Genomic DNA, 22,113 nt, shown 5'->3' on the forward strand with positions numbered 1-22,113 from the left:
GCCGTCCGCGGTGGGCGTCTCAGATCCGGCCCGCCTGGTCGTTCGCGATCTGTGCCGTGGCGGGGAGGATCACGGAGGACGAGGGCCCGTCCAGCACGACCAGCAGCACGCGCAGGTCCGCCCCGGAGAGATAGGCGCCCACGAGCCGGTGGTTGGAGTCGAGGACCACGAGGGACCCCTCGGTCCGGTAGGCCGGGACGGTGAGCTGGACCGGCCCAGACTCCTCCGAGAACTCCCGCCGCAGGTGCTCGATCTTTCCCTGCCGGTCCTCCGGCCACTGCTTCTCCGCAGCCTGGGCGAGGGTCTGCGGCCGGTGCTGCGGGTGCGACCACTCCCCCGGATTTCCCTCGGGGTCCACGTGCCAGACCGTGTAGAGCCCGCCGAGCTCCTCCCGGGAGGAGACCACGAGGTCCTCGATCCGGGAGTTCTCGTCGTCGAGCGCGTCCCAGTCGAGCCAGGCCCGGATGTCGTCGCCGAACAGGGTCTTGAAATCCGAAACGTCCATGCCGCCATCTCAGCAGACTTGTCATCCCGCCGCCACAGGCTCCGACGCCCCGGAAGCACCCGGGACGCGGAGGCCGGGCGTCAGGTGCCCTGGGTGCTGTCCCGCGCCGCGCGCGGTGCCGCCCCGGGCCCGACGTTGAAGGCCGAGGCCGAGCGGTCGGCGGGCTCGGTCGGGAACACCGTGTGCCCCTCCTCCCACTTGTGCCGCGCATAGGAGTGCAGCCGGGCGGCGAAGGGCCCGTCCCGCCACTCCAGGTAGGGCATGTCCTGGCTGGCGTCGAGCAGGAAGTAGCTGCTGAACGCCCGGATCACCTGCGGCGCGCCCGGGTCCGCCGCGGGGTCCTCCGCCGCGGAGGGAGGTCCGAGCACCAGGTAGATCGGGGCTCCGGGCAGGCCGTCGTAGACCCGCACCTCCAGGCGCTCGGCCACCACGGGGTCCAGCTCCCCCAGGGCCCGGAGCTGGTGGACCAGCGTGTCGAAGCTGCGCCGCAGGTCCATGGGCGAGAGGCCGTAGTGGTGGCGGATCTCGCGGAGCCGGGAGGCGAGCGCGGGCGACTTGGGGTCGAGGACCAGCAGCCGGACGCGGACCCCGGCGTCGAGGGCCTTGTGGATGGCGTCCAGGTCACCGGCCAGGGTCAGCGGGAAGGTGTCCATCCACCACAGCTCCTGCCCGGGCCGCACGCCGCGGAGCACGTCGACCGCGTCGAGCTCCTCGCGGACCCCCACGAGGCCCAGCTGGTCGTCGCGGGGCGCCGGCGCCGCGGGGACCGGGGGACGCTGCGCCTCGACGGGCGAGGACCCGCGCCACCGCGCCAGTCCGGCGTCCAGGAGCAGACCCACGCCGCCCACGGTGAGCAGGACGGCCCCGGCGTCGAGGAGGACCTCCGACCACGCCCGTCCGGCCACCAGGGCCACGACGACGAGCGCCGCGCCGAGGCCGACCAGCACGACCGGCGCCGTGGCGGGGCGCCGCTGCGGCGCGGTGCGGGCGGCGCCGCGCCACCCGTCGCCCGCGCCCAGGTCCTGGGCGGCACTGCGGATCTCCAGCACGGGACTCCCCTTCCTCGAGCGGCTCTGCTGCCAGCCTGGCACGGCTCCTGACCTGGGCGTTAGCACCGCGGGCAGCACGGCATTTTGTGACGACCGGCGCGCAGCGCCCGCCCGGACATCCGTCCCCACTTCGGCGGAACAGTGGCGAGAGCATGTGTTTGCATACCTAAACTTGGGTCAGGACGGGTGACGGCACGGCGTCACGGCTGCTCCCCACCCCGGGGACCGGCCCCGCGTCCAGCAGCTGACCGCCCCGGCCGCGCTGCCCACTCCTGCGGAAGGCACCTCTCTTGGCCACGACTCTCCGGGAACGCCTGGGCGACCGCCACAACCGCCTCAATGCCATTCGCCTGGTCCTGGCGTCCGTGGTCATCGTCGGCCACGCCTGGCCCCTGACCGGCGCGGACGGTCCCAGCCTCGAGCTCCTCTCCGACGTGGCCGTCAACGGCTTCTTCGTCCTCAGCGGCTACCTCATCGCCGAGAGCAGGGTGCGGACCACGCTGGTGCCGTACCTCTGGCGACGGTTCCTGCGCATCTACCCGGCCTTCCTGGTGAGCCTGCTCGTGGTGGCCTTCGTCTTCGCGCCGCTCGCGGCCGCGATCGAGGGCTCGTCGCTCGACCTGGGCTCGGCCGCCGGCTTCGTGCTCCACAACAGCGACCTGAGGATCTCCCAGTGGGGCATCGACGGAACACAGCTGGACGTTCCGGCTCCGGACTCCTGGAACGGCTCGCTCTGGACGCTGTTCCACGAGGCCCTCGCCTACGTGCTGCTCGGTCTCGTCCTCAGCCTCGCCGTCGCGGCACGGCACGCCCGGTGGGTGCTCCCGGCGATGTTCCTCCTCGTGCTCGTCCTCCGCCCCCTGGTCGAGGGCCCGCTGGACGTCACGACCCACCTCTACCTCAACGGCGCCCGGCTGGCGGGCTACTTCCTGGCGGGCGCGGCGGTCTGGGCCTGGTCGGGGACGTGGCGCCCCACCTGGGTGCACACCGCGGGGGCGGCCGTCGTCTACGCCGTCCTGACGGACCTCGGCTGGGCGGACCTGTACGGGCAGCTGCCGCTCGCCGTGCTGCTCCTCGGCCTCGGCGCCGCCCCGTCCCGCAACTGGACCACGCGCACGGACCTCTCCTACGGCGTCTACATCTACGCGTACCCGGTGCAGCAGCTCCTCGTGCTGCTCGGCACGGCGTCGTGGGGTGTCGCCGTCAACTCCGTGCTCGTCCTCCTGCTGACACTGCCCCTGGCGCTGCTGTCCTGGACCCTCGTCGAGAAGCCCGCCCTGCGGGCCAAGGCGTGGCTCGATCCCCGTGACCGGCCCGACCGGCGGATCGCCGAGGCCGCTGCGGAGCGCCCGTCCGCCGCCGTGGCGGCGGACGGGCACCGTCCGGGCTGACCCGCCCGGCCCCGGCCTCCCGACGGCGTCACCGTCCCGCGGTCCGGACGGCGCGCCCGGTCTCCGGGACAGCTTGTCCGGCGATCGGGCGATGCCTACCGTGAACGGCAGGCGGGCGTGACGCCGCCGGCCCCGACCCGTCAGGAGCACCCATGGACACCCCGGTGATCGAGGCCCGCGGGCTCGTCAAGACCTTCGGTCCCACCGCGGCCCTCGACGGCTTCGACCTCACCGTGGCGCCGGGGCAGGTCGCGGGCTTCCTGGGCCCCAACGGCTCGGGGAAGTCCACGGCGATCCGGGTGCTGCTGGGCCTGCTCCGGGCGGACGCGGGGACGGCCACGGTCCTGGGCCTGGATGCCTGGCGCGACGCCGTGGAGATCCACCGCCGCACCGCCTACGTCCCGGGGGACACGAACCTGTGGCCGAACCTGACCGGCGGCGAGATCGTGGACCTGCTCACCGGCATCCGCGGCGGACGACGACGGCGCCGCCGCCGCGACGAGCTCATCGAGCGCTTCGAGCTCGACCCCACGAAGAAGGCCCGCAGCTACTCGAAGGGCAACCGGCAGAAGGTGGCGCTGGTGGCCGCCCTGAGCGCCGAGGCGGAGCTGTACGTCCTGGACGAGCCGACCTCCGGACTGGACCCGCTCATGGAGGCCGTGTTCACGGACGAGGTGCGCCGGCTGAGCGGGCAGGGCAGCACGGTCCTGCTCTCGAGCCACATCCTGGCGGAGGTCGAGAAGCTGTGCGACACCGTGACCATCATCCGCAGCGGCCGGGACGTGGAGAACGGCACCCTCGCCCAGCTGCGCCACCTGACCCGCTCCGCCGTCACGGCCACGACTCCCGCCGGCCCCGGTCGCCTGGGCGGGCTGCCGGGCGTGCACCACCTCGTGCACGAGGACGGGAGGCTGAGCTTCGACGTCGACGACGCCCGGGTCCCCGAGGTGCTCCGGGCGCTCGCCGACCTGGGCGTGCAGAACCTGACCGTCACCCCGCCCTCGCTCGAGGAGCTCTTCCTGCGCCACTACGGGGACCGCCCGGCCGCACCCGCCGCCCAGGACGGGTCCGGCGCCGCGGCCCCGGACGGGACCGGGCGCGCCGCCGGCCGGGACGTGCGGGCGCCCCGATGAGGACCACCGAGCCGTGGGCCGCGACCGGCCGCCTGTTCCGGCTCAACCTGCGCCTGGACCGGGTGCGGATCCTCGTGTGGGTGCTCGCGCTGACCGGCACCGTGTACGCGACGGTGCTCGCCCTGGAGGAGACGTTCCCGGACGGCGAGGCCCGCCAGGCCCGGGCCGCGCTGCTGGACAACCCGTCCGCCGTGATGATGACCGGCCCGGCCTTCGGCGCGGACGACTACACGCTGGGTGCCATGACGGTCAACGAGCTCAGCCTGTCGGTGCTCGTGGCGACCGCGATCATGAGCATCCTGCTCGCGAGCCGGCACGTGCGGGCGGAGGAGGAGTCGGGGCGGCTCGAGGTGGTCCGCGCACTGCCGGTGGGCCGCTTCGCCCCGGCGGCGGCCGCTCTCGGGGCGGTCGCCGTGGCGGACGCGGCGGTCGGCGCCGGGATCACGGCGGGGCTCCTCGCGGCGGGCCTGGGCGGGGTCGACGCCGTGGCGTGGGGACTGGCCACGGCCCTCACGGGCCTGCTGTTCGGGGCCGTGGCGGCCGTGACCGCCCAGCTCACCGAGCACGCGCGGGCCGCCTCCGGCACGGCGATGGCCGTGCTCGGCGCGGCCTTCCTGGTGCGCGGGATCGGGGACGTCATCGAGCTCACCGGCTCGTGGCTGTCCTGGATCTCGCCCATCGCGTGGGCCCAGCAGACCCGGCTCTACGTGGACCTGCGCTGGTGGCCGCTGGCGCTCTCGGGGGCGCTCACGGCCGTGCTGCTGGTCACGGCCGTGCTCCTGGCCCAGCGGCGGGACCTGGGCGCCGGGCTGCGGCAGGCACGCCCGGGCCCCGCGACGGCCGGGGCGTCCCTGCTCTCCGCGACCGGGCTGGCGCGACGGCTGCTGCGCGGCACGTTCCTCGGGTGGACCGCGGGACTCGTCCTCTTCGGCCTGGCCTTCGGCTCGCTGGCCGACTCCCTGGAGGACAGCATCGCGGACATCCCGTCGATCACCGAGTGGCTCGTGGTGGACCTCGACGCCCTCACCGAGTCCTTCGCCGCCGCGACGCTGTCCTACCTCGCGCTCGGGGTGGTCACGTTCGCCGTCTCGGCCGTGCTGCGGCTGCGCGCGGAGGAGGAGGCCGGCCGCACGGCTCTCGTCCTCTCCACGGGTCTGGACCGGGTGCGCTGGGTGCTCGGCTGGCTCACCGTCGTCGTCGTGGAGTCCCTCCTGGCCCTGCTGCTGGCCGGGGCGGCACTGGGCGCGGGGGTCACCGCCACCACCGGGGACCTGCGCTGGACCGGTGAGCTGGCCATGGCGGCCCTGGCCTACGTCCCGGCCGTGCTGGTCGTGGCCGGGGTCGCCGCCGCGCTGGTGGGACTCGTCCCGCGGTTCGCCGCGCTGAGCTGGGCCGTGGTCGCCTACGTGGTCTTCGTCTCGTGGTTCGGCCTGCTGCTCGACCTGCCCGAGCCGGCGATGAACCTCTCCCCGGTGCAGCTGACGCCGCTCGTGCCCTCCGAGGACTGGGAGGCCGCTCCCCTGCTGGGCCTCACGGCGGCCGCGCTCGCGCTCCTGGCCGCGGCCGCCGCCGGATTCCGCCGCCGGGACCTGCCGGCCTGAGCCGCCGGCCCCTCGGGTGGCGCTCACCACGATCATCCGTAGACTGGTCCACCAGGTGAGCCGGGAAGTCTGGTCGGCACGAAGATTCTGCCGCCCGAGAAGAGGAACCCCGTGTCTGCTCACGACCCCACGGTCCGCCCGGAGGACCAGCCCGAGAACCGCCCCCGCGACCACGGCAGCGACACGCTGCGCCGCGGCAGCTACCGCGAGGTGCTGCGCGTCGGCGAGATCCTGCGCAAGGAGACCATCGGCGGCCTGCTGCTCGTGGTGGCCGCGCTCGTCGCGATCGTCTGGGCCAACTCGCCCTTCGCGGACAGCTACTTCGCGCTGCGCGACCTCGAGGTCGGCTACGAGCCCTGGCACCTGAGGCTCAGCCTCGGCGCGTGGGCCGCCGACGGCCTGCTGGCGATCTTCTTCTTCCTGGTGGGCCTCGAGCTCAAGCGCGAGTTCGTGGCCGGCGACCTGCGCGAGTTCCGCAGGTCCGTGGTCCCGATCACGGCGGCGGTCGGCGGAGTCGTGGTCCCGGCCGCGATCTACGCCGCGATCAACCTCTCGAACCCCGTCACCGCGGACGGCTGGGCCATCCCCACCGCCACCGACATCGCCTTCGCCGTGGCGGTGCTCGCCATCATCGGCTCGCACCTGCCCGCCGCGCTCCGGCTCTTCCTGCTGACGCTCGCCGTGGTCGACGACCTGCTGGCGATCACGATCATCGCCGTCTTCTACTCGGAGGACGTCTCGGTCCAGCCCCTGCTGCTGGCGCTGATCCCCTTCGCCCTCTACCTCTTCCTCGCCCAGAAGTACCAGCGGTTCTTCGGCCTCAGGGCCCCGGCCGCCTGGCTGATCCTGCTGCCGATCGGCGTCGTGGTCTGGGCACTGGTCCACGAGGCCGGCATCCACGCGACCGTGGCCGGCGTGCTCCTCGGTTTCGCCGTGCCGGTGATCCGCAACCGGGCCGGCGACGGCCCGGAGGCCGGGCCCGGCCTCGCCGAGATCTTCGAGCACCGCTTCCGCCCCCTCTCCGCGGGCTTCGCGGTGCCGGTCTTCGCGTTCTTCTCCGCCGGTGTCGCCGTGGGCGGCTGGGACGGTCTCACCTCCGCGCTCTCGGCCCCGGTGACGCTGGGCATCGTCGCCGGCCTGGTGCTGGGCAAGCCGATCGGCATCGTCGGCGCCACGTGGCTGGTCACCAGGCTCACGCGTGCCCGGCTCGACCCGACCTTCCAGTGGGTCGACCTGGTGGGCGTCGCCCTCCTGGCGGGCATCGGCTTCACCGTCTCGCTGCTCATCGCGGAACTGAGCTTCGCCCCGGGCAGCCTGCCGGGAGACCAGGCCAAGGTGGCGATCCTCACCGCGTCCGTGCTGGCGGCCGCGCTCGCCTCGGTGCTGCTGCGGGCCCGCAACAAGCGCTACCGCATGATCGAGAAGCTCGAGTCCGTCGACGCCGACCTCGACGGCGTCCCGGACGTGTACGAGGAGGACGAGGTCCCGGAGGGAGGCCGCCGCTGACCCGCGCCCCGCGCCCGCGCGGCACGGAGGACCCCCGCCCGGGATTTCCGGACGGGGGTCCTCGCGCACCGGGACGCCGTCAGCCGGCGAACAGCTTCAGCGCCTCCCGGTTGAAGGCCTCGAGGTCGCCGGGGTTGCGGGAGGTCACGAGCCGGCCGTCGACGACGACCTCCTCGTCCACCCAGTCCGCCCCGGCGTTCCTGAGGTCCGTGGCGAGGGAGGTGTAGGACGTGAGCCGCCGGCCCTGCGCGAGCCCGGCCTCGATGAGGATCCACGGGGCGTGGCAGATGGCCGCGATCGGCTTGCCCGCGGCGTCGAACTCCTTGACCAGGCGCAGCGCGTCCTGGTCGACGCGCACACTGTCCGCGTTGAGGGTACCCCCGGGCAGGACCAGGGCGTCGAAGTCCTCGGCCGTCGCCGCGGCGAGGGTGCCGTCGACGTCGTAGCTGCCGGCGCGGTCCCAGTCCCCCTGCATCGCCGTGATGCTGCCCTGCTCGGGGGACAGGAGCACGGGGGTGCCGCCGGCCTCCTGGACGGCCTTCCAGGGCTCGGTGAGCTCGGGCTCCTCGACGCCGTTCGTGGCGATGAACGCGATCTTCTTGCCGGTGATGTCGGTGGTCATGGACTGCCTCCTGGGTCGATGGAACTGCGGGTCGATGGAACCTCGGGTCGATGGAACTTCGGGTCGGCGACCCGGTGCGGGGGCGTGCGCCGGGGCGTTTACGGCGCCCGGAGGCCGCCGAGGACGTCGAGCGCCGCCCGCAGCCGGGCGCCGGCGTCGTCGGCGACCTCCTGCACGGCGGGGCTGCCGCTGAGCTGGACCATGGTCTGCGGGTCGATGGCCTCGACCGTGGAGGAGCTGGCGTCCGTGCCGCGGGGCACCACCACGTTGCAGGGCAGGAGCACGCCGAGCTGGGGCTCCGCGGCCAGGGCCCTGCTGGCGAGTCCGGGGTTGCAGGCGCCGAGGATCACGTAGTCGCCCACGTTCTCGGCGGCCTCGGCGCCCAGCTTCTTCTCGAACGCGGCGCGCACGTCGATCTCGGTGAGGATGCCGAAGCCCTGCTCGGACAGGGCAGCCCGCGTCCTCTCGACCGCCTCCGGGTAGGGCAGCGGGACGACGACGGCGTGGGTGCAGCTCATGCCGGCACTCCTTCTCGGTCCGGGCTCCGGGTCAGGAGTCCACTGTTGGCACGCGGGGCGCGGAAAAGGAAGGGCAGGGCGGCCGGGTTCTCGCTGGGCGATACCCGCCTTCGAATAAATTACCCCGGGGGGTACTTGAATACCCCAGGGGGTATCTGTCACGCTCGGGACGGACGCCGGTGCAGAGCCCCGTTCCCCTTCACGACCCGACCACCCCGCCCCGGCCGGCGGGAAGCGGAGGACACGCACCATGACCGTCACCCTCGTCCTGACCCTCCTGCTGTCGGTGCTGATCGGGCTCTCGCTCGGCCTCCTCGGCGGCGGCTTCCTCGTCGTCCCGGCCCTGGCCCTGCTGGGCGGGCTGTCCATGCCCGTGGCCGTGGGCACCTCCCTGGTGGTCATCGCCATGAAGTCCTTCGCCGGGCTCGCCGGCTACCTCACCACGGTCTCCCTGGACTGGGCCCTGGTCGGCGCCGTGACCGTCGCCGCGGTCGCCGGCTCGTTCGTCGGCGCCCGCCTGGCCGGCCGCATCCCCGAGGCCGCACTGCGCCGGGGCTTCGGCGTCTTCGTCCTGGTCATGGGCGTCCTCGTCCTGGTCCAGGAGTTGCCCGGCGCGGCCGGCCCCGCCGTCGGGATCACCGCGGCGGCCGCCGGCGTCGCCGCGGTCGTCTGCTGGTTCGCGGTCCCGAGATGCCCCCTGCGCACGCCCCTCACCACCTGACCGCACCGTCCCCGCCGTAGCCGGGAACCACGGACCCGGCAGCAGGCCCGGGCCGCGGCGGGGACCGTCGACGCACGCTTCCGTCGTCGACCCCGGCCCCGGAACACTCCCGTAACAGACTCCCGATACCGTCACGAACGCCCCGCAGTGCGCTGCGAGGCCCCATCAGGAGGAACGCGTCATGGACGTCACCGTCATCGACACCCCCCAGCTCGGGGACCGCAGCTACCTCGTGCACGACGGCGAGGTCGCCCTCGTCATCGACGCCCAGCGCGACATCGACCGCGTCGAGGCCGCCGTGGAGCGGGCCGGCGTGCGGGTCACCCATGTGGCCGAGACCCACATCCACAACGACTACGTCACCGGCGGCTGCGTCTACGCCCGGAAGCACGGCGCGGCCTACCTCGTCAACGCCGCCGACGACGTCTCCTTCAAGCGCACCCCGATCGCCGACGGCGACACCGTCCGGGTCGGCGAGCTCTCCGTGAAGGCCGTGGCCACCCCTGGCCACACCCACCACCATCTGTCCTTCGTGGTGGAGCACGGCGACGGGCAGGCCGTGTTCTCCGGCGGCAGCGTCCTCTACGGCTCCGTGGGCCGCACCGACCTGCTGGGCCGCGAGCACATGGTGGGCCTGACCCACGACCAGTACGCCTCCGCCCGCCGCCTCGCGCAGGAGGCCGAGGAGAAGGCCGCCCTGTACCCGACGCACGGGTTCGGCTCCTTCTGCTCCTCCGGCCCCGCCACCGGCGCGAGCGGGTCCACCCAGGGCGAGCAGATCGAGACCAACCACGTCTGCACCGATCCGGACGAGGAGCACTTCGTCCGGGAGCTGATCGCCAACCTCACGGCGTACCCGAGCTACTACGTGCACATGGGCCCGGCCAACGCCGCCGGCCCCACCGAGCCGGACCTGTCCGTGCCCGACCCCCTCGGCCCCGAGGAGCTCCGGTCCCGCCTCGAGGCCGGCGAGTGGGTGGTGGACCTGCGCAACCGCGTGGCCTACTCGAGCACCCACCTGACGGGGACCATCAGTTTCGAGTACGGCGACGGCTCGAGCTTCACCACCTTCCTGGGCTGGATCTTCCCCTACGACCGTCAGCTAACCCTCGTCGGCTCCCACGAGGACGTCGAGAACGCGATCCGGGACCTCTCCCGCATCGGCATCGACTCCCCCGACGCGGCGCTGGGCGAGGACCCGCGGCAGCTGGCCCCGGGCGCGGCCGTCTCCTCCTACCCGCGCGTCGACTGGAAGGGCATGCTCGCCCAGCGGCCCGGGGACGAGACCGTCCTGGACGTCCGCCGGGTGGACGAGTACGAGGAGTCGCACCTCCCCGACGCGGTCAACATCCCGCTGCACGAGCTGCTGACCCGGATGGACGAGCTCCCCGCGGGCCGGTTGTGGGTGCACTGCGGCTCCGGCTACCGATCGGGCGTGGCCGCCAGCCTGCTCGAGCGCGCGGGCAGGGACGCGGTCCACGTCGACGCCCTGTTCGACGAGGCCGAGCAGGACGGCGTCCCGCTCGAGAGCTGACGCCGGCGCGGGGCCGGGTGCGCGCATCCGGCCCCGCGGTCCCTCCCCGAAGCCCGCTCCACCCCAGCGAAAGGCCCGCCGTGAGCAGCTCCCGCACCGTCCCCCCGTCCGCCGCCGGGCGGCGCGGCACCGCCGTGATCGGAGCCGCGGTCCTCCTCCTGCACCTCGTGGGCTGGGGCGCGCTGCTCATCCTCGTCCTGGCCACCGACACCCCTCAGGGGAGCACGGGACTGTTCGTGGGGCTGGCCCTCAGCGCCTACGCCCTGGGCGTCCGGCACGCCTTCGACGCCGACCACATCGCGGCGATCGACAACGCGACGCGCTCGCTGATGGCGCGCGGCCGGGAGTCCGCGGCCACCGGCTTCTGGTTCGCCCTGGGCCACTCGTCGGTGGTCCTCGTCTCCGTGCTGCTGCTGGCCCTCGGCCTGGAGGCCTTCGCGGGCGGCCTCGCCGACGAGGGCTCCGGGCTGCGGCAGGCCGCGGGGATCTGGGGCGGCACCGTCTCCGGGCTGTTCCTCGTCACCGCCGGGGTGCTCAACCTCGCCGTGCTGCTGCGGCTGCGCCGGGCCCGCCGCGCCGCGCGCACCGGCGCCCTGGAGGCCGCCGAGCTGGACGTCCACCTCGCCGACCGGGGCGTGCTGCACCGCGTGCTGCACCCCGTGACCCGCGCGGTGGACCGCCCGGCCAAGATGTACCCCGTCGGCTTCCTCTTCGGCCTCGGCCTCGACACGGCGGCCTCGATCGGGCTGTTCGTCACGGCCGGCGGGCTCGCCCCCGGACTGCCCTGGTACGCGGTGCTCGCGCTGCCCGTGCTCTTCACCGCGGGCATGACCATGTTCGACAGCGCCGACGGCATCCTGATGAACCGGGTCTACGGCTGGGCCTCGGAGGATGCCCGCCGCGAGCTGGACTACAACGTCACGGTGACCACGGTCTCGGTCGTCATCGCCTTCGTGATCGGCGGGACGAACCTGCTGTCCGTGCTCGCCGATCTCCGGCAGCCGACCGGCGGCGCGCTCGCTTTCGTGGCGGCGGTCGACCTCGACTTCCTCGGCGTCGCCGTGATCGTCCTCTTCGGCGTCGTCTGGCTGGGCTCGCGGGGCCTGGACCGGATCCGCCGCGACGGACGGCCGGTCCCTGTGCGAGGCTGATCGTCATGGTCCGACTCCTCCTGCTCGCCGACACGCACGTCCCCAAGCGCGCCCGCGACCTGCCCGCCGCGGTGTGGCGGGCCGTCGACGACGCCGAGGTGGTGCTGCACGCGGGTGACTGGATCGACCTCGCGACCCTCGACCGGCTCGAGGAGCGGGCGGCGCGCCTCGTGGGGGTCTGGGGGAACAACGACGGGCCGGGGCTGCGCGAGCGGCTGCCCGAGGTGGCCCGCGCGACGTTCGGGGGCGTGCGCTTCGGCATGGTCCACGAGACCGGGGCCGCCACCGGGCGGGAGGCCCGCATGGACCGGGCGTTCCCCGGCCTCGACGTCCTGGTCTTCGGCCACAGCCACATCCCGTGGGACAGCACCACCCCGGCGGGTCTGCGGCTGCTCAACCCCGGGTCCCCCACGGACCGGCGGCGCCAGCCGTACTGCACCTACCTGACGGCGGTCGCCGACGGCGGGCGGCTCACCGACGTGGAGCTCGTCCGCCTGCCGCGGCGCTGACGCCCCGCCGGACCGGTCCCGCTCGACCGGCGCCGCCGGTTCGTGCGCCGCCGGCCCGTCCGCTCACAGCAGGCCCCGCAGCTGGTAGTAGCGCCGGCCCACCACGGTCCCGTTGACCCGGACCACGGCCCACACCAGCACGAGCAGCAGCGCCACCAGCACGGCCGGGACGGGCACGAAGAGCGCCCACACCACCAGCGCCATGCCGGGGACGGTCAGCAGGATCGGCCAGGCGTACTGCACCATCTCCACCGCCATGTAGTCCTGCATCTCCCGCAGGACCGGGTCCCGCGGGACGGCGCCGCGGCGCACCGAGGTCCGCAGCCCCTTGCTCGCCCGGGCGCGGGCGTCCATGAGGTCGTTGCGGGGCGCGTCGTCCGCGCGGGTGAGCGAGAGGATGATGCCGCTGACCAGCAGGGCCGCCCCGCCCACCATGAGCCCCCACTGGGCGGGGCTCAGCAGCCGGCCCTCGCCCAGCAGCAGCGCGGCCGCGATGCCGCCCAGCAGCCCGACCACCAGGCTGGCCACGACGGCGAGCACGATCCGCCGGGCCCAGACCGTGTCGAGCTCCCCGAGCCGGGGGATCTGCACGTGCGGGTGGTCCGCCCCGCTGAGCCGGATCTCCTCGTCCATGGCGTACCGTCCTCTCGATGCTCCGGCGCTCCTGCCCGGTCCCCTCCATTGTCCCGCGCCCCGGGCGCCGTGGCACGTCCGGCCCCGGGCAGGCGGAGACCCCGGCCCTCGGGCACGTGCCCGGGGGCCGGGGACGGGGCCGCCGGCGGGCGTCAGGCGGCCTGGTAGGTCAGGCAGTCGGCCTCGTCGGCGCCGGCGCCGATCTTCACGTCGTGGGCCGTGCACATCAGGTGGGAGTTGTGCACGCACTCGTTGCGCTGGCAGGCGCCGACCTCGGCGTGGACGGTGGGTAGGCCGCCGTCCGGGCCCAGCGAGATGAACGTGCCGCAGTGCGCGTGGCCGGAGCTGCCGGTCACGGTGATCGCGTGGGCCGTGCACTCGTGGTCGTGGTTGAACGAGCACTGCCCCACGGTGCAGTCGGAGACGGGAACGAACTCGGTGGTGGCCATGACTTCTCCTCCGGGAGGAACTCCGGGCCGGAGCCTGCTGCCCCGGCCTGAACAAGCTCTTCCAGGATGCGCCTCACCAGGGACGATGAATAGCACATTTTTTCGTCCCCCAATGTCCTCCGGCCGGCCCACGAGCAGTGCGGCACCGCACTTGACGGGGCCCCGCCGTGGGTATTCGCTGGAAGCACGGCGGTGCCGCCCGGCGGCGCCGCGACGACCACGAGGAGACTCCATGAGCGCCGGCGACCACTTCTACCTCGACAAGGCGGATCCCGGCAGCTGGCGGGCGCTCAACGGCCTGGCGCGCAAGGCCGCCGCCGCGGCCGAGGACGCCGGGCTGTCCCGGGCGCTCGTGGAGCTGCTCAGCATCAGGGTCTCCCAGCTCAACGGGTGCGCCTACTGCCTCGACCTGCACACCGGCTACGCCGTGGAGGCCGGGGTGAGCGCGCAGAAGCTGGCCGTGCTCCCCGCCTGGCGCGAGACGGAGCTGTTCGACGACCTGGAGCAGGCCGCGCTGGCCATCGGGGAGGTCGTGGCCCTGCTGCCCGACGAGGAGACCCGGCTGGCGGAACTGGCCGTGGCCCGGGCGGAGCTGACCGACGAGCAGTACTCCGCGCTGCAGTGGACGGCGGTGGCGATCAACGCCTTCAACCGGATCTCGGTCCTCTCCCGCCACCGGGTCCGGCCCCGTGCGGCCGCCCCGGAGGACCAGACCTCGGAGGACCAGACCTCGGAGGGCCAGATCCCGGGGAAGCAGGCCGCTGAGGAGCCGGCGGGGGACGCGCCGCGCACACCGTCGACGGTCGCGGGAGGCACGGCATGACCAACCTGGACCTGGATCCGCAGGAGCTCCTGTGCACCGAGGCCGCCGGGGCGGGCGCGCAGCTGCTGGGCCCGCGGGAGGTGCCCCTGGGCGGGCCCCGGGCCATGACCGTGCGCCGCACCCTGCCCCAGCGGCAGCGCAGCCTCATCGGGGCGTGGTGCTTCGTCGACCACTACGGCCCCGACCTGGTCTCGGAGTCCGGGGGCATGCGGGTGGCCCGGCACCCGCACACCGGGCTGGCCACCGTGAGTCTGCTGTTCACCGGCGGGATCGCCCACCGGGACTCGGCCGGCTACGACGCGATCGTGCGGCCCGGGGAGATCAACCTGATGATCGCCGGGCGGGGGATTTCCCACCAGGAGTTCTCCACCCCTGGCACCACGCTCCTGCACGGCGTCCAGCTGTGGTACGCCCTGCCGGAGGCGACCCGCCACATGGCCCCGGCCTTCGAGCACCACGCCCCCGAGCCGGTCGTCGGCGAGGGCACGGTGCTGCGCGTCTTCCTGGGCTCCCTGGCCGGCAGCACGTCCCCGGTGGACACCTTCACCCCGCCGCTGCTGGCCGCCGAGGCCCTCCTGCGGCCCGGCGCGCGGCTGGAGCTGGAGCTGGACCCGGCCCTCGAGCACGGCGTGCTGCTCGACACCGGCGACCTGTCGCTCAACGGCGCACCCGTGCCGGTGGACCACCTCGCCTACCTCCCGGTCGGGCAGGACTCCGTGGTGCTGGAGGCCGGTCTCGGCCCGGTCCGGCTGCTGCTCATCGGCGGTGAGCCGCTGGGCGAGCAGATCGTGATGTGGTGGAACTTCGTGGGCCGCACCCACGAGGAGATCGTCGCCTACCGCGCCGCCTGGCAGGCGGAGATCGACGCCGAACCGGCTCCCGCGCCCGCCGGGGGCAGCTACGACGACGGCGCCCCGTACCCGCGCTTCGGGCCCTACCCGTCGGAGCAGCCCGCCCCGCTGCCGGCCCCGCCGCTGCCCACCGTCCAGCTGCGGCCCCGCGGCTGAACCCGTCCCCAGGAGACCACCATGGACACTTCCGCCGTCACGGTCCGGAACAACCCCGACCGGCAGCGCTACGAGCTCCTCGACGGGGAGACCGTCATCGGCACGGCCCACTGGGTCCCCTTCGAGGGCGCCGGCGGGCCGCAGCGGATCTTCCACCACACCACCGTGGACGACGCCTACGGCGGGCAGGGCCTGGCCTCCGTGCTGGCCCGCCGGGCCCTGGACGACACCGTCGACGCCGGGCTGACGGTCGTCCCGGTGTGCCCCTACATCAAGAAGTGGCTGGGCAAGCACCCCGACCACCAGCAGCACACCGTGCCCGTGCGGCCCGAGCACCTCGCGGCCGTCCCGCGGCAGGAGCGGCAGTGACCCCGTCCGCCGGAGCGTGCCGGAGCCCGGCGGGCACCCTCTTCCCCGGGCGGCCGGGACGCGGGCGCGCGCTCAGCTCCGCTGGGCCCCGAGCAGATCGAGGAAGTGGGCGCGCATCCGGGCCCGGTCGGGCTCCACGCCGGTGATGAGACGGAACGCGTCCACCGCCTGGCCGACGGCCATGTGGCCGCCGTCGAGCACCTGGCACCCCCGGGCCCGGGCCGCGGCGATGAGCTCGGTCTCCACCGGCAGGTAGACGACGTCGGCCACCCACTGCCGGGCCTCCAGCAGGTCGGGGTCCACTGGGGTGCCGGGGTGGTGGTGCATCCCCACCGGGGTGGCGTTGACCACCCCGTCCGCCGCGCGCACCAGTTCCGGCAGGGTCTCGGCGGTGGCGGCCGCGACCTGCTGCCCGGGGAAGAGCTCGGCCATGGCGGCGGCCCGCTCGGCCGCCCGGGCGGGGTCCACGTCGAACAGGTGCAGGGTCCGCACGCCGGCGCTCAGCAGCGCGGAGGCCACGGCGGAGCCGGCGCCGCCGGTGCCGACCTGGACCACACGGTCCTTGGCCGCGCCGGGGAGCACGGCTCGCAACCCCGCGGCGAAGCCGGACACGTCGGTGTTGTGCCCGACGAACCGCCCGTCGCGGATCACCACCGTGTTGACGGCCCTCAGCGCGGCCGCCTCCGGGGCGACCTCGTCGAGGTGGGCCAGGACCAGCTGCTTGCACGGGTGCGTGATGTTGAAGGCGTTGAACCCGAGGTCGCGCCCGGCCCGCAGCAGCTCCCCGACGTCCTCGCCCGGACGGCCGATCACCTCGAGGTCCACCGGGCGGTACAGGTAGTGCAGGCCGTGGTTCCGCGCCTCGGTCTCGTGCATCGGCGGGGTGAGGCTGCGGGTGATGCCGTCGCCGATCAGGCCCACGAGATAGGACTCGGAGGTGGTGCTCATGCGGGGCTCCTTGCGGGATGCGGGCGGGACGCGGCTGCGCCGACCGCCCTCGGGGCAGAACCGCTGCCGGTTGCGGGGAGGGCATCACGAGCCGTTGGGACGCCCATCACAGTACACCGGGAGGACGCCCAGGACCCCCTGCGCACCCACAGTGTGAACACGGATGCCACCAGATGGAAGCGGATCCGGGGCGCAACCGAGGCGCGCGCGCCTGCTGCGGCGCCGGCCGGGCGGATCCGCGGCCTGCTCCCGCCGGCGACGCTTCCGCTCGGCGCCGAGGGACCGGGCCCGCCGCGGGGCACAATGGGCGACGAGGCATGTGCCAGGGTCCCGCCGACGGGGCTCCCGAACTGCGGAGGGTGACGTCATGAGCGTGCTGGGCGAACTGGGGGCGGCGCTGGCCGCCGGGACCGTGGAGGTCGTGGACCTGACCACTCCCCTGGACCGGGACACCCCGATCCTGCGGCTGCCGGAACCGTTCGCCAACACGGTGGGCCTGTCCATGACCCCGGTGAGCGCCTTCGACGAGGCCGGGCCCGTCTGGGCGTGGAACGACCTGACGCTGGGCGAGCACGCCGGCACGCACCTGGACGCGCCCGTGCACTGGATCACCGGCCGGGACGGGAGGTCGGTGGACCGGATCGAGCCGGCGCGCCTCGTGGGGCCGGCGGCCGTGCTGGACCTCACCGCCGAGGCGGAGGCGGACGCCGACGTCCTGCTGGAGCCCGAGCACCTCGAGCGGTGGGAGGCCGAGCACGGTCGCTTCCCCGAGAACTGCTGGGTGCTCCTGCGCACCGGCTGGTCCGCCCGCGGCGACGACCCGGAGCGTTTCCTCAACGCCGACGAGCACGGTCTGCACGCCCCCGGTCCGTCGGTGGCCGCCGCCGAGTGGCTCGCCGCCCATCCGCACGTCAGCGGTTTCGGGGTGGAGACCGTCGGCATCGACGCGGGCATCGCCGGCGGCTTCGACCCGCCGTTCCCCGCCCACCACCACCTGCTGGGCCACGACAAGTACGGGCTGACCTCCCTGCGCCGTCTCGACCGGCTGCCGGTCCTCGGGGCGCAGCTCGTGGTCGCGCCCCTGCCCGTCGTGGGCGGCACGGGCAGCCCCGCCCGGGTGCTCGCCCTCGTCGAGAGGTCCGGGGCGTGACCGGCACGGTCGCGCAGCTCGTGGGCCGTGCGCTCGCGGAGCTGGGGGTCGGGCACGCCTTCGGCGTGGTGGGCAGCGGGAACTTCCACCTCACCAACGCGCTGATCGCCGCGGGCGTGCCCTTCACGGCCGCCCGGCACGAGAACGGCGCCGCGACCATGGCCGACGCCTGGTCCCGCACCAGCGGGCGCGTCGCCGTGGTCACCACGCACCAGGGCTGCGGGCTGACCAACGCGACCACGGGCATCGGTGAGGCCGCGAAGTCCCGCACCCCGCTGATCGTGCTCACCGCCGACACGCAGGCCGCGGCCGTGCACTCCAACTTCCGGATCGACCAGGACGCCCTCGCCCGGGCGGTGGGGGCGGTGGCCGACCGGGTGCACTCCCCTGCGAGCGCCGCGGCCGACGTCGCCCGGGCCGTCCGCCGGGCCCGCAACGACCGCCGCACCGTGGTGCTGAGCGTCCCGCTCGACGTCCAGGCCGCTCCCGCCCCCGAGGGCGCCGTGGTGCCCGCGCTCCCGCCCGCCCCGCGGGTGCGCCCGGACGACGACGCCGCTGCGCGCCTGGCGGGGATGCTGGCCGCCGCGCACCGGCCGGTGTTCGTGGCGGGACGCGGCGCCCGGGGCGCCCGCGCCGAGCTGACCGCCCTCGCCGAGCGGTCGGGGGCGCTGCTGGCGACGTCGGCGGTGGCCAAGGGTCTGTTCGCGGGCGAGGACTTCGACCTCGGCATCTCCGGGGGCTTCTCCTCCCCGACGACCGCGGAGCTGATCGGGGAGGCCGACCTCGTGGTGGGGTGGGGCTGCGCCCTGAACATGTGGACCACGCGGCACGGGCGTCTTCTCGGCCCGGGGGCCTCGGTCGTGCAGGTCGACCTCGAGGAGTCCGCGCTGGGCGCGCACCGGCCGGTGGACAGGCCGCTGGACCTGGGGGTCGTGGGCGACTGCGCGCTCACCGCGCGGGACGTCCTCGCCGTGCTGGAGCACGGCACCGTGCGGGAGGGCGGCACCGTGCGGGAGGGCGGCACCGTGCGGGAGGGCGCTGCCGGATCGGGAGCCGCCGCCCCGGCGTCGTCGTCCTGGCGCACGCCCGAGCTGGCCGCGCGGATCGCCCGGGAGGGCGGGTGGCGGGACGTCACGTTCGAGGACCTGTCCACGGCGGAGCGGATCGACCCGCGGGTGCTGTCCCTGGAGCTGGACGCGATGCTGCCGGCCGAGCGCGTCGTGGCCGTCGACAGCGGCAACTTCATGGGCTACCCCAGCCAGTACCTCTCCGTGCCGGACGAGCGCGGGTTCTGCTTCACCCAGGCCTTCCAGTCCGTCGGCCTGGGCCTGGCGACCGCCATCGGTGCCGCGCTGGCGCAGCCGCACCGGCTGCCGGTGCTCGGCACCGGGGACGGCGGCTTCCTCATGGGGATCGCCGAGCTCGAGACCGCGGTCCGGCTGGGCCTGCCGCTGGTGTGCGTGGTCTACGACGACGCCGCGTACGGGGCGGAGGTGCACCACTTCGCCGGTGACGGGGACGTGCCGCTGGACACGGTGGTCTTCCCGGACGTCGACATCGCCGCGATCGGCCGGGGCTTCGGCGCCGACGGCGTGGTCGTGCGCTCCGTCGAGGACCTGGCCGCCGTGCGGGAGCGGCTGTCCGGGCCGCTGGAGCGGCCGCTGGTGATCGACGCCAAGATCGCCTCCGACGGCGGGGCGTGGTGGCTGGCCGAGGCCTTCCGCGGGCACTGACGCCGCGCCGCACCGGTGCCGCGGTCCGCCGCCGAGCCCTGCCCGGACCGGTCAGGCCCCGGGGCTGCCGTCCCCCGCCGCGTCCCGCCGCAGCCGGGTGATCCGCACCCGCTCCACCCGGCTGCGGTCCACGGCCAGGACCTCGAGCCGGTAGTCGTCCACGTCGACGGCGTCGCCCGGGCGCGCCACCCGCCCCAGCCGGTCCATCACGAACCCGCCGACGGTCTCGTAGTGGCCCTCGGGGATGAGGGGCCCCGCCTCCGCCGGGACCTCCTGGATGATCAGCCCGCCGTCCACCAGCACGGCCCCGCCCTGGCGCAGCACCGTGTCCTCGTGCTCCCGCACCCCGGCGTCGAACTCGTCGTAGATCTCGCCCACGAGCTCCTCGACCAGGTCCTCCAGGGTCACGATGCCCGCCGTCCCGCCGTACTCGTCGACCACCAGCGCGATGTGGTGCCCGTCCTTGCGCATGGCCTGCAGGGTGCGCAGCACGTGGTTGGTCTCCGGCAGGAAGGGGATGGGCCGCACCACGTCCCGGAGGGTCCGGGGCGGGGCCTCGATGACCCCGTCACCGTCCCGGTCCGCCACCACGAGGTCGCGGATGTGCACGAAGCCCAGGACGTCGTCCACGCTCGTGCCGAGCACGGGGTAGCGCGAGTGCGGCAGGCCCAGGGCCGTGCGGTAGGCCTCCGTGACGGGCAGGGTGCCGTCCAGGAAGTGGACGTCGGGGCGGGGGCGCATGACCTCGGCCAGGCGGCGGTCGCCCGCCTCGAAGACGTCCGTGAGGATCGAGCGCGAGACGGGCCCGATCCCCCGGGTGTCCACGACCATCTCCCGGATCTCCTCCGCCGAGACCTCCTCGGTGACGGCGTGCGGATCCCCGCCCACGAGCCGGACCACCAGGTTCGTGGACACGGACAGCAGCCAGATGACGGGGCGCATGAGCTTGGCGAAGACGCTCAGCGGAGGGGCCAGGACCTTCGTGAAGCCCACGGAGCGCTGCATGGCCAGGCGCTTGGGGACGAGCTCCCCCAGGACGAGGGAGAGGTAGGCGATGACCAGGGTCATGCCGATCAGCGCCGAGGTCTCCGCGGCCGCGGTGGACAGACCGGCCCGCTCGAACACGGGGGCCAGGTCCGGGGCGAGCGTCGAGGCGCCGTAGGCCGAGGAGAAGAACCCGGCCACCGTCACGCCGATCTGCACCGCCGAGAGGAAGAGGTTGGGGTCCCGGACGAGGGCGGCGGTCCGGGCGCCCTTCCGTCCCGAGCGCTCGATCCGCTTGACCTGGCTCTCCCGCAGGCTCACGATCGCCATCTCGGTGCCCGCGAAGACGCCGCCGACGGCCACGAACAGCAGGACCAGAAGGATGTTCACGATCGTGCTGGTGTCCATGGCGCCCACAGTACCGGTCCCCTCCGGGACGCCTGGAGATCACCTGCGCGTCACGCCGCGTTGACCGGTCCGTCTCCGCGCTCGGCTTTCGTGGTGGGGCACCGTCCCCCAGGCACAAGGAGCACCGTCATGACCGCTCGATCCCCCCGCCCCCTGCGCGGCGCCGCCGCGGCCCTGTCCACCGTCGTCGTGCTCGGCTCGGCGCTGCCCGCCGTGGCCGCCCCGTCCGGCACCGAGGGCCCGATCGTCGTCGGGCACCGCGGCGCCGCCGGCACCGCCCCCGAGAACACCGTGGCCGCGTTCAAGGACGCCCGCGCCGCCGGTGTCGACTACCTGGAGATCGACGTCCAGCTCAGCGCCGACGGCGTGCCGTTCCTGTTCCACGACAGCACCCCGGCGCGCACCACGGACGTCGAGGAGGTCTTCCCGGGCCGCGAGGACGACCCGATCACGTCCTTCACGTGGGACGAGCTGCAGCAGCTCGACGCCGGCTCCTCCTTCGGCGACGCGTTCGCCGGGGAGCGGATCCCCCACCTCGACGACGCCGCGAAGGTCGCCACCGTCGGCACCGGCGTCTACATCGAGATCAAGTCCCCGCAGAACTCCCCGGGCATCGAGCAGGTCGTGGCCGACGCCCTGGCCGAGGACCGGGACTGGGCGAAGCTGCTCGCGGCGGGCAAGGTCACCGTCATCGGCTTCGAGGAGACGTCCAACCGGGTCTTCGCCGGGCTGGCCCCCGACGTGCCCCTGCAGCAGCTCACCGGCAGCGTCCCGGACGCCGCCACGATCGAGCGGTGGGCCGGTGTCGTGGACTCCGTGGGCACGAACTACCGCACCCTCGACGCCGACGACGTCGCGCGCGTCGACGCCGCCGGACTGGACCTGGGCGTCTACACGGTCAACTCCCCGGAGGCCGTCCAGCACGTGGTGGACCTCGGCGTCGACATGGTCACGGGCGACTTCCCTCTCCAGACGCAGCGCTACCTCGACGGGCGCGAGCCCTTCCCGGCGAACAACGGGATCCGGATCGAGGACTCCGTCAACGACGTCCCGGGCGACGACCTCCAGCCGGGGACCGGCGAGCACGTGGTGCTCACCAACGCGGGCCGGAGCACCGTGGACGTCAGCGGGTACGTCCTGCGCGACGCCGCGAACAACGTCCTCACCGTGGGCGAGGGCTACGAGCTGGCCCCCGGCGCGCAGCTGCGCGTGCACACCGGTCCGGGCACCGACACGGAGGACGCCCACTACAACGGCGGCACCTCCGCCGTGCTCAACAACGGCGGCGAGTCCGTGGCCCTCTGGACGGACAACGGCCGGCTGCTGGACGTCTTCGCCAACTGATCCGGCCTCCCTCGCGACGGGCGGG

21 protein-coding genes and 1 pseudogene are annotated in these 22,113 nt (G+C 74.2%); 14 read left to right on the top strand and 8 right to left on the bottom strand.

Annotation, left to right across the window (positions count from 1 at the left end):
- Positions 1–19: 19 nt before the first annotated feature.
- Both ACYVM4_RS13825 and ACYVM4_RS13830 read right to left on the bottom strand, forming a co-directional pair.
- Positions 20–505, bottom strand: a complete 486-nt coding sequence (locus ACYVM4_RS13825; RefSeq protein WP_368821088.1) for a hypothetical protein — start codon at positions 503–505, stop codon at positions 20–22.
- A gap of 80 nt (positions 506–585) precedes the next feature.
- Complete coding sequence (locus ACYVM4_RS13830) at positions 586–1,554, bottom strand: DUF5919 domain-containing protein (RefSeq protein ID WP_460668905.1); 969 nt, start codon at positions 1,552–1,554, stop codon at positions 586–588.
- Between the two features lie 290 nt (positions 1,555–1,844).
- On the opposite strand from ACYVM4_RS13830, the gene ACYVM4_RS13835 reads away from it, so the two are divergent.
- The 4 genes from ACYVM4_RS13835 (at position 1,845) to nhaA (ending at position 7,185) form a co-directional block, all read left to right on the top strand.
- On the top strand, positions 1,845–2,945 hold the full coding sequence (locus ACYVM4_RS13835; protein WP_460668906.1) for an acyltransferase family protein: 1,101 nt from the start codon (positions 1,845–1,847) through the stop codon (positions 2,943–2,945).
- 152 nt (positions 2,946–3,097) lie between these two features.
- Positions 3,098–4,078 (top strand): ABC transporter ATP-binding protein, encoded by a 981-nt coding sequence (locus ACYVM4_RS13840; RefSeq protein ID WP_368821085.1) that lies wholly within the window; start codon positions 3,098–3,100, stop codon positions 4,076–4,078.
- Positions 4,075–5,679: an ABC transporter permease gene (locus ACYVM4_RS13845; RefSeq protein ID WP_460668907.1), complete on the top strand. Its 1,605-nt coding sequence runs from the start codon at positions 4,075–4,077 to the stop codon at positions 5,677–5,679. The genes ACYVM4_RS13840 and ACYVM4_RS13845 overlap by 4 nt, the downstream gene beginning before the upstream one ends.
- 186 nt (positions 5,680–5,865) lie before the next feature.
- Positions 5,866–7,185, top strand: coding sequence for a Na+/H+ antiporter NhaA (nhaA, locus tag ACYVM4_RS13850; protein ID WP_460669078.1), 1,320 nt, complete (start codon positions 5,866–5,868; stop codon positions 7,183–7,185).
- Positions 7,186–7,264: 79 nt separating this feature from the next.
- Here nhaA and ACYVM4_RS13855 read toward each other — a convergent pair whose 3' ends face one another.
- Both ACYVM4_RS13855 and ACYVM4_RS13860 read right to left on the bottom strand, forming a co-directional pair.
- Positions 7,265–7,807, bottom strand: a complete 543-nt coding sequence (locus tag ACYVM4_RS13855) for a type 1 glutamine amidotransferase domain-containing protein (protein ID WP_460668908.1) — start codon at positions 7,805–7,807, stop codon at positions 7,265–7,267.
- Positions 7,808–7,905: 98 nt separating this feature from the next.
- Positions 7,906–8,325 carry a DUF302 domain-containing protein gene (locus ACYVM4_RS13860; protein ID WP_460668909.1) on the bottom strand — a complete coding sequence of 140 codons (420 nt, stop codon included), beginning with the start codon at positions 8,323–8,325 and terminating at the stop codon, positions 7,906–7,908.
- 217 nt (positions 8,326–8,542) lie between these two features.
- Between ACYVM4_RS13860 and ACYVM4_RS13865 the strand changes: the two are divergent.
- From ACYVM4_RS13865 to ACYVM4_RS13880, 4 genes and pseudogenes are all read left to right on the top strand, one after another.
- A pseudogene (locus ACYVM4_RS13865) lies at positions 8,543–9,046 on the top strand (TSUP family transporter); the annotation flags it as partial.
- Positions 9,047–9,227: 181 nt separating this feature from the next.
- A complete protein-coding gene (locus ACYVM4_RS13870) occupies positions 9,228–10,580 on the top strand; it encodes an MBL fold metallo-hydrolase (RefSeq protein ID WP_460668910.1) in 1,353 nt (450 codons plus the stop codon).
- 80 nt (positions 10,581–10,660) lie between these two features.
- Positions 10,661–11,731 carry a HoxN/HupN/NixA family nickel/cobalt transporter gene (locus ACYVM4_RS13875; protein ID WP_460668911.1) on the top strand — a complete coding sequence of 357 codons (1,071 nt, stop codon included), beginning with the start codon at positions 10,661–10,663 and terminating at the stop codon, positions 11,729–11,731.
- 5 nt (positions 11,732–11,736) lie between these two features.
- Positions 11,737–12,240, top strand: a complete 504-nt coding sequence (locus ACYVM4_RS13880) for a metallophosphoesterase family protein (RefSeq protein ID WP_368821078.1) — start codon at positions 11,737–11,739, stop codon at positions 12,238–12,240.
- Positions 12,241–12,303: 63 nt separating this feature from the next.
- Here the strand turns inward: ACYVM4_RS13880 and ACYVM4_RS13885 are convergent, their stop codons facing one another.
- Both ACYVM4_RS13885 and ACYVM4_RS13890 read right to left on the bottom strand, forming a co-directional pair.
- Positions 12,304–12,873: a hypothetical protein gene (locus tag ACYVM4_RS13885; protein ID WP_368821077.1), complete on the bottom strand. Its 570-nt coding sequence runs from the start codon at positions 12,871–12,873 to the stop codon at positions 12,304–12,306.
- 152 nt (positions 12,874–13,025) lie between these two features.
- Positions 13,026–13,322, bottom strand: a complete 297-nt coding sequence (locus tag ACYVM4_RS13890) for a DUF1540 domain-containing protein (RefSeq protein WP_133409082.1) — start codon at positions 13,320–13,322, stop codon at positions 13,026–13,028.
- A gap of 232 nt (positions 13,323–13,554) precedes the next feature.
- Between ACYVM4_RS13890 and ACYVM4_RS13895 the strand changes: the two genes are divergently transcribed.
- Genes ACYVM4_RS13895 through ACYVM4_RS13905 form a run of 3 tightly spaced genes read left to right on the top strand, consistent with a single transcriptional unit; the run spans position 13,555 to position 15,521 of the window.
- Positions 13,555–14,145 carry a carboxymuconolactone decarboxylase family protein gene (locus ACYVM4_RS13895; protein WP_368821076.1) on the top strand — a complete coding sequence of 197 codons (591 nt, stop codon included), beginning with the start codon at positions 13,555–13,557 and terminating at the stop codon, positions 14,143–14,145.
- Positions 14,142–15,152: a pirin family protein gene (locus tag ACYVM4_RS13900; protein WP_460668912.1), complete on the top strand. Its 1,011-nt coding sequence runs from the start codon at positions 14,142–14,144 to the stop codon at positions 15,150–15,152. Before ACYVM4_RS13895 ends, ACYVM4_RS13900 begins: the two co-directional genes overlap by 4 nt.
- A 21-nt stretch (positions 15,153–15,173) precedes the next feature.
- A complete protein-coding gene (locus tag ACYVM4_RS13905) occupies positions 15,174–15,521 on the top strand; it encodes a GNAT family N-acetyltransferase (protein WP_460668913.1) in 348 nt (115 codons plus the stop codon).
- A 72-nt stretch (positions 15,522–15,593) separates the two neighbouring features.
- On the opposite strand, the gene ACYVM4_RS13910 is transcribed toward ACYVM4_RS13905, so the two are convergent.
- Positions 15,594–16,469 carry a shikimate dehydrogenase gene (locus ACYVM4_RS13910; protein WP_368821073.1) on the bottom strand — a complete coding sequence of 292 codons (876 nt, stop codon included), beginning with the start codon at positions 16,467–16,469 and terminating at the stop codon, positions 15,594–15,596.
- A 367-nt stretch (positions 16,470–16,836) separates the two neighbouring features.
- Between ACYVM4_RS13910 and ACYVM4_RS13915 the strand changes: the two genes are divergently transcribed.
- Positions 16,837–17,619, top strand: coding sequence for a cyclase family protein (locus tag ACYVM4_RS13915; protein ID WP_368821072.1), 783 nt, complete (start codon positions 16,837–16,839; stop codon positions 17,617–17,619).
- A complete protein-coding gene (locus ACYVM4_RS13920; RefSeq protein WP_460668914.1) occupies positions 17,616–19,352 on the top strand; it encodes a thiamine pyrophosphate-binding protein in 1,737 nt (578 codons plus the stop codon). The genes ACYVM4_RS13915 and ACYVM4_RS13920 overlap by 4 nt, the downstream gene beginning before the upstream one ends.
- Positions 19,353–19,403: 51 nt before the next feature.
- On the opposite strand, the gene ACYVM4_RS13925 is transcribed toward ACYVM4_RS13920, so the two are convergent.
- Entirely contained in the window at positions 19,404–20,744 is a 1,341-nt protein-coding gene (locus ACYVM4_RS13925; RefSeq protein WP_460668915.1) for a hemolysin family protein, read from the bottom strand.
- 129 nt (positions 20,745–20,873) lie between these two features.
- On the opposite strand from ACYVM4_RS13925, the gene ACYVM4_RS13930 reads away from it, so the two are divergent.
- Complete coding sequence (locus tag ACYVM4_RS13930) at positions 20,874–22,088, top strand: glycerophosphodiester phosphodiesterase family protein (protein WP_368821069.1); 1,215 nt, start codon at positions 20,874–20,876, stop codon at positions 22,086–22,088.
- Positions 22,089–22,113 lie beyond the last annotated feature (25 nt).

It is taken from the genome of Kocuria himachalensis (assembly GCF_054784195.1).